The following is a 6,589-nucleotide window of genomic DNA, read 5'->3' as shown; positions in this document are numbered from 1 at the left end:
CTCGTGGGTCCACTCAGCGGTGGCACCCTCGGCCAGCACGAAACCATCCAGCGCACGCGCCGTCACAGTCACCGTGCCGACACCCGGGTAGGTGTCAGCCACAACCACGTCACCGTCAACGACGTACTCCACGCCCTCAACCTCAGGAATCGTGTAGCTGTCGTCCTCGGTACCGTCCTGGTCATCGAACGTCACCTCAGTAGGCGTGACCTCCACCAGCACCGGCTCCCCACCATCGGTGGAGAACTCGTGGGTCCACTCAGCGGTGGCACCCTCGGCCAGCACGAAACCATCCAGCGCACGCGCCGTCACAGTCACCGTGCCGACACCCGGGTAGGTGTCAGCAGCGACCACGTCACCATCAACGACGTACTCCACGCCCTCAACCTCAAGAATCGTGTAGCTGTCATCCTCGGTACCGTCCTGGTCATCAAAGGCCACCTCAGCAGGCGTGACCTCCACCAGCACCGGCTCCCCACCATCGGCAGAGAACTCATGCGACCACTCAGCGGTCGCACCCTCGGCCAGCACGAAACCATCCAGCGCACGCGCCGTCACAGTCACCGTGCCGACGCCCGGGTAGGTGTCAGCCACAACCACGTCACCATCAACGACGTACTCCACGCCCTCAACCTCAGGAATCGTGAAGCTGTCGCCCTCGGTACCGTCCTGGTCAACAAAAGTCACCTCAGTAGGCGTGACCTCCACCAGCACCGGCTCCCCACCATCGGCAGAGAACTCGTGCGACCACTCAGCCGTCGCGCCCTCGGCCAGCACGAAACCATCCAGCGCACGCGCCGTCACAGTCACCGTCCCAGCACCCGGGTAGGTGTCAGCAGCGACCACGTCACCATCAACGACGTACTCCACGCCCTCAACCTCAGGAATCGCGTAGCTGTCATCCTCGGTACCGTCCTGGTCAACGAAGGTCACCTCTGTAGGCGTGACCTCCACCAGCTCCGGCTCGTCGTCCCCGACCACTCGGAAGTAGTCGAAGGTGGCGGTCGGTGAGGCGGTCGATGCCGCCCCGAGCGCGAACAGACCAACCCGGCCGCTGGACGCCACTGCGGCGTTGGTCAGCGACTCGAACACGGTCCATGTCTCGCCGTCGGCGGAGTACGAACCCGTGAAGACGTCGCCGACCTTCTGCAGCCGCAGGTGCCATACCCCGCTGGTGAGGTTGCTCGCCGCGGGCTGCGGGTTCTGCACCTCGCCGCCGATCTCGCTGCGGATCTCCAGCCCACGGGCGACGGTGCTGCCCGCGGTGTTGGTGGTGAGCGTGTCGATCTTGACGTAGTTGTCGTCATCGACGTAGGCGATCAGGCCGGCCTGCTCGTACTGCTGGCCGAACGCCGAGGCGTCGACCACCGTCTCCACCGTCCAGTCGCCCTCGATCCCCTGAAGGACGAAGTTCGACGGGTCGGTGTTGTCGGTGCCGTAGACGTCACCGGTCACCGCATCGATCTCCAGGTGGCCGTCGGCCAGCCGCAGGTGCTCGGTGTCCGGCCGCACGACGTCCCAACGGCAGCCGTCGAGGACGGTCCCGTCGAACTCGTCGTCCGGACCGATCGGCGGCACGGTGTCGTCCGGGGTGATGGTGAAGTAGTCGAACGCGGCGTCAACCGGCGCCTGGCTGCGACCGTTGCCCTGCAGCGAGATCAGACCGATCTTCGGGTCGTCGATGCCGTCGAGCGACTTCGTCTCGGACATGTCCGAGAACTCGACGCCGTCGGCGCTGTAGGAAGCGACGAGGTTCTCACCGTCACTCGTGAAGCGCACCCAGACCGTGGTCGGGTAGTCCGCGCCCAGTGCCGGAGTGAGCGAGGCGTTGACCTCGTTCGGCTCGGCGTTCTCCTCACGGATCAGCTGGAACACTCGCGAGGCCGGGTTCGGCCCAGCGGTGTCGCGGCCGGACAGGACCATCTTGGCGTAGTTGTCGTCATCGCCGTAGATGACCAGACCGGCCTGCTGGTACGCCTCGGAGCCGGGCATGGTCACCTTGGTGGTGGCCGTGAACGGTCCCTCGGGCAGGTCCTGCAGGACGATGTTGGGCGTGGCCTGGTTGTCAGTGCCGTAGATGTCGGAGCTGACGGTCGGGATGATCAGCGAGCCGTCCTCGACCCGCAGGTCCTGGTTGGCCCGAACCACGCCGTCCCACCGGTCGGTGTCGAGCGTGTCACCGGTGAAGTCGTCCGAGCGGCCGGCGAAGCACTTCATGGCCGCGGCGGTGACGGTGATCTCCACCGACTCGGAGTTCGTTGCGCCGCGGGCGTCGGTCACCGTGACGGTGGCCGCGTAGGAGCCGGCCGCCGTGTAGGTGTGCGAGGCCTCGGCGGTGTCGGCAGTCTCACCGTCACCGAAGTCCCAGGCGTAGGTCAGCGGGGTGTCGCCGTCCGGGTCCGTCGCCGTGGCGGTGAAGTCCACCGTCAGCGGGGCAGGGCCCGAGGTCTCGGACGCGGTGGCCTCGACCACCGGGCTGGCGTTGTCGGTCACGCCCTGGCCGATGAACTCGACCCAGTTGATGTTCGCCTGCCCCTCGGTGATCACGAAGTACAGCGGGGCGGTCTCGGTGGTGACGCCGTCAGGCAGCTCGAGGTCGTAGTTGCCCCACGCCTGCCAGCCGTCGGCCGGGATGGTCACCGAACCGATCGACGGCCCGTCGGGCGCGCCGGTGCGGATGTCGACGGTGCCGCCGAGCTCCGTGGCAGCCCGCAGGCGGATGCCGTCGATGTTGGTGAGGTTGGTCGGGTCGAAGGAGAACCAGTCGTCGACCTCGGCGAAGCCGATGTTCTGGCCGCCGCCGACGTCCTCGGTGTCCTCGGTCTGGACGCCTGCATCACCGCTGCTCGGCGAGCCGGGCAGCCGCCCGGTCTCGGAGAAGTACTCCGCCTCCTTGCGCTTGGGCTGCAGGATGATGACTTCCTGCGTGGTGAGCGGAGCAACGCCCTCGGCACCCTGGTCGGTGTAGGTCACCGTGATGACGCCGAAGATGTTCGCGCCGATGTGGCCGGTGTCCCCGTGGAGCGGGATCGCACCCTCACAACCGAAGTACTGGTCATACGGGTGGGCGTGCTCGTCGTGGCCGAGCGCCGGCTGGACGATGACGTTCTCGCAGTCGATCTCGCCGTCCTCGGGGTCGGTCACCGTGACCGAGTACTCGATGACGTCACCGAAGTTGAAGAAGCCACCGTTCGGCGGAGTCTCGACAGTGACGACGGGCGCGGTGTTGCCGGCCGTGATCGGCACGCTCGCGGAGGACGACTGCTCGCCCTCGTTGGTGACGGTGAGCGTGGCGGTGTAGTTGCCAGGCGTCGTGTAGGTGTACGTGGGGTTCGCCTCGGTCGAGGTCTCACCATCACCGAAGTCCCACTCGAGCGTCACCTCGCCGCCGTCCGGGTCACGGGACCCCTCGGAGCTGAACTGGACCGTCAGCGGCACGGGGCCGGACGTCACGTCGGCCTCGGCGCGGGCGATGGGGGCCCGCGAGCCGGAGATGTAGTCGATCCGGTAGACGCCCGAGTCGGCGTTGTTGCCGCCGAAGCCCGAGCCCCACTCGATCATGTACAGCGCGCCGTCGGCGCCCCACTCCAGGGCGTGCGGGCGGGCGAAGGACATCGTCGACAGGATCTGGTTGATGTCGACGACCTCACTGGTGTCGTCCGACATCTGGAAGGAGAACAGCTTGCCGGTGTTCCACTCGGCGAAGGCCGCCTTGCCGTCCCAGTACGCCGGCCACTTCCGCTCGGAGACCAGGTCCTCGTCGTAGACGTAGACGCTGCCGGCCATCGGTGCACCACCGTTGCCGATCTCGGGGGCGTTGCCCGTCGAGCCGTTGTTCTGGTACCAGACCGTCGCCGGGATGGCCGGCGGCAGGGTGGTGAGGCCGGTGTTGTTCGGCGAGTCGTTCGTGGGGCCGTTCTCGCAGTCGAAGGCGTCACCGCTGCCACCCGCGAAGTCGTAGGAGATGTAGGGCAGGTTGCCGCCCACGCAGTGCGGCCAGCCGTAGTTGCCGGGCGTGCCGACGACGTTCCACTCCACGATGCCTGCGGGCCCGCGGTTCGGGTTCGCCGATCCGGCGTCGGGCCCGTAGTCCGCCACCAGCAGCGTGTCAGTGCGGGGGTCGAGGCCGATCTTGAACGGGTTGCGGAAGCCCATCGCGAAGATCTCGGGCCGGGTCTGGTCGGTCCCGGGCGCGAAGAGGTTGCCCTCGGGGATCTCGATGGAGCCGTCGTCCTGCGGGGTGATACGCAGGATCTTGCCGCGCAGGTCGTTCGTGTTTCCTGATGTCCCCTGCGCGTCCCAGGCGGCGCGCCCTTCCCTCTCGTCGATCGGGCTGTAGCCGTCCGAGGCGAAGGGGTTGGTGTTGTCACCCGTAGCGATGTACAGGTTGCCGTCGCCGTCGAACTGGAGGGCACCACCGGCGTGGCAGCACTCGTCGCGCTGGACCTCGACCTCGAGGAGGACCTCCTCGCTGTCCATGTCCAGGACGTCACCCTCAAGGGTGAACCGGGAGACATAGTCCGCCGTCGAGCCCTCCGGGGAGTAGTAGAGGTAGATCCAGCCGTTGTCGGCGAAGTCCGGGTCGAGCTCAAGGCCCAGCAGGCCGAACTCCTGAACCTGGGTCACCGGCAGGGTGCCGGCGGTGGTGGTGCCACCGTTGGGCGCAACGATCTGCACCCGGCCGTCGCGCTCGAGGAAGATGGCCCGGCCGTCAGGCGTCGGGGCCAGGTCCATCGGGTTCTGGGTGTTGAGGTCAAGAGCGACCTTGTCGAAGCTCTCGTCGAGCGAGGCGGTGCAGTCGGCGCCGACGACGCCGGCAGCGGTCTGCAGGCCCTTGAGGACGTGGGTGAGGAACGCCGGCTCGGCGAACGACTCGTCGGTGTGCCCGCCGCCGGTGTACCAGGAGCGGCCGCCGTCGTAGTCCTGGCACCAGGCGATGGGGTGGTCGTTACCCATCGCGTTGCCACCGGCGTCGTAGGTGCTCTCGTCGAGGGAGGCGAGCACGTGGACGTCACCGCGCGGGTTGTCGCGGAACGAGTACCACTCGTCGGTGCGGTCCCAGCGTGCGGGCAGGTGCTCGGTGGAGGGGTGGGCGGGGTCCTCGACGACGACGGTGCCGTCCGGGGTGCCCGGCGGGTGACCGGAGAAGTAAGCACCGACAAGGTCGCCGTACCACTCCCAGTCGTACTCGGTGTCGCTCGCGGCATGGATGCCCGCGTAACCGCCGCCGTTCTGGATGTAGCTCTCGAAAGCGGTCTGCTGGGTGCCGTTCAGCACGTCACCGGTCGTCGAGAGCCAGACGACGACGTCGTACTGGGACAGGTTCTCGGTGGTGAAGTCGGCGGCCTCCTCGGTGTGGTCGACCGAGAACCCGTTGTCCTCCCCGAGCTGCTCGATGGCTTCGACACCGGCCTCGATGGAGCCGTGCCGGAAGCCGGCCGTCTTGCTGAAGACGAGGGCGCTGAACTCCGCGTCCTGCTCGGGCTGTGGTTCGTTCTGGGCACTGGCCCCGCTCGCGACGAGCGGGAGCGCGAGAACGCCGGCAAGCAGCGCTCCCCCGGCTCTGGTAGCCCAGTGGCGACCGGATGATGGTCTGGCCACGGTTCCTCCTTGAAGTCGTGTTCGAGAACGCCTCGGACCGGCAGGCCGGACTGAGACGCGGGTCGTCGGCAGTAGTCCCACCGACGGGTTGCGCGGCCCCATCCTCGGGGCCCCGGGCGACCTTGTGTCACGGGTCGCGCGGCGCGCCTACCCTAGTCCGCCTTTTGGGTTGCGGTCAACCAAAAGGAGCGATGCGCACGTTCCGGAAGTAGACCTCGTCCTCTTCGCCGTGGTTCTGCAGGCCGATGTGGCCGTCGCTGAGGTCGCGAGCCGGGTCGGTACTCTCGAGCTCGTTGATGAGGACATCGTTGAGGTGGACCGTGATGCGCTGCCCCGTGACGGCGATCTCGTAGGCGTTCCACTCACCGGGCGGCCGCAGTGCCCCGTCGCGTGCCACCGCGTCCGCTCCCTGGAAGGTGTAGATCGCGCCGGTCGTGCGGTCGGGCGCGTCGGTCGCGTCGATCTGGATCTCGTACCCCTGCTCGACGGCGACCCACGGGTCGGTGCCCGGGTCGGGGAAACCGACGAAGACCCCGGAGTTGTCGTCGCCGGTCATCCGCCAGTCCAGGCGCAGCCGGTAGTTCCCGAACTCCTCGGGGAACCACAGCAGCCCCATCCCGCCGACCGTCACCGCTGAGCAGTCGTCCTGCAGCTCGAAACCCCCGGGGCCGGCCATCCGCCAGCGGTCGAGGCTCTCCTGCGTGCCGTCGAACAGCGGCCGGTAGCCCTCCTCGACGTCACCCTGGCAGTCGTCCTTGTCCGGCACAGTGGGCTGGTCCGGCGCGGCAGGCCCGTCCTGCGAGCAGGCCGCGGCCAGCATGAGCGTCACGAAGACGACGACGGCGTAGCGCACCTGCCGGTGACGGCGTCGGAGCATCGGTCTCCCCCTCGGGTGGCTACCAGGACGACGGTCCCACGGTTCGGCGGTGACGTCGACCTGGCGGTCCAGGTGACGCCGTGGGGCCCGCAGCCTGGTTGGCTGCGGGCC

Annotated in this window: 2 protein-coding genes; both read right to left on the bottom strand. The window is 67.9% G+C overall.

Annotated elements, in window-relative coordinates; genetic code table 11:
- Nucleotides 1–5,601: ThuA domain-containing protein (locus tag V2J52_RS16940; protein WP_331228923.1), on the bottom strand; the 5,601-nt coding region annotated here is incomplete at its 3' end.
- A 175-nt stretch (nt 5,602–5,776) separates the two neighbouring features.
- The gene (locus V2J52_RS16935) at nt 5,777–6,478 is read right to left on the bottom strand and encodes a 3-keto-disaccharide hydrolase (protein ID WP_331228922.1); all 702 of its coding nucleotides are present in this window, start codon (nt 6,476–6,478) and stop codon (nt 5,777–5,779) included.
- Nucleotides 6,479–6,589 lie beyond the last annotated feature (111 nt).

This window comes from Georgenia sunbinii, from assembly GCF_036421875.1.
Classification (GTDB): Bacteria; Actinomycetota; Actinomycetes; order Actinomycetales; family Actinomycetaceae; genus Georgenia_B; species Georgenia_B sunbinii.
This window is presented reverse-complemented; position numbering and strand designations above follow the sequence as displayed.